Raw genomic sequence first — 1296 nt, forward strand, 5'->3', positions numbered from 1 at the left:
CTTCCCTCATCATGAATGCCGGTCAGCCTGGTCGCAACCAACTGGTCGGCGATCCGCCTGTCTCCAACGAGGGCCTCAGTCCCAAGCCGGTGGACTACTACCCCGATCCGGATCGGCGGCCCTATGGCTTCCGGCTGCGCAACGGGGCGGTGCTGGCCCGCGGCGGGTTTGACCTCGATGAAGCCGTCTTTGGCCTCTCCTTCATCTCTGATAACCCTGTCTACATCCAAGGGGACTTTAACCTGCACCGGACGAGGGGAGGCGATCGGTTGGAGGAGTTCACCACTCGCCTCACTTTTGGATCAGACGGCCTTTACGACAACTTCTACGGGCGACTCCGGAGGAATGAGGATCGGCGCTTTGCCCGGGCAGCGGAGGATCTCTGGCGGCCCAGCGAGATCATAGGCGACTCGGTCAATATCCTCTCTGCCGATTTCTGCGATGGCAGCATTGACGACGGCTTTGTCCAGGATGGCACCCTCAACGGCGGCGGCAGCAGCTTTGTGGCCAACCGCGACTACCAGGGCAGCCCACAGCGGGCCTCGGCTCCTCGCCGCAACGACTACTACGGCTGCAGCGGGCCAAACCTCGGGGCCAACACCTCCTTCCTCAACCAGGCGCTGGTGATCCGGGGCGACAACTGGCCGGCTCCGGATCCGAATAACGCTGGCGCCGGTGTCCTGCGCTTCGACAACACCGGCGGGGCCCAGAACCTGGGCGACAACACCAACCAGCCCGGCTGGCCGGACGTGTTTGCCCGCGACACCATCTTTGAGGGCCGCAACAGCACCGATGACCGGACGGCGGGCAGTGGCGTGCCTGAGGTGCGGCAGTTGCGGGCGCCAGATAGGGACTATGCCAACTTCGGCGTGCGCATCTCGGCCTTGGGCAACCCGGTGCTGGATACCTCCCGCTGGGTGATGGTGGCTCCCATCGGGCCCTGCCCGAACCCTGGCGGCGCTGGTCTGCTGGCCGAGTACTACAACGGCTGGATCACCAACCCGCGGAATCAGTACAACCGCAACACAGGGTTTGCCACCAACCCCAGCGGCCAGGAGGTGGGCCCTCTGCCCCAAGATGTTCAAAGCACCAACCTGCCCTACCTGCGGGCGGTGCGCTGGCCGGATCCAGTGTTCCCGGCACAGGGGGTGCCGGAGCCCATCGGTCAATTTAACAACGGCTACACCAGCAGTGCGCCGCGTTGTCCAACGACCAATTTGGACAGCGCCACCAACGACCAGCGCTGGGCCTGCGTGCGCGACGCTATCGATAATCCAGCTAACCTAGCACCTTTTG

Annotated in this window: 1 pseudogene; it reads left to right on the forward strand. The window is 64.2% G+C overall.

Annotated features, from left to right (window positions below):
* Positions 1-1296: pseudogene (locus NW852_RS04440) on the forward strand (type II secretion system protein); the annotation flags it as partial.

Origin of the sequence: Synechococcus sp. H60.1, assembly GCF_047462335.1 — a bacterium.
Classification (GTDB): domain Bacteria; phylum Cyanobacteriota; class Cyanobacteriia; order Thermostichales; family Thermostichaceae; genus Thermostichus.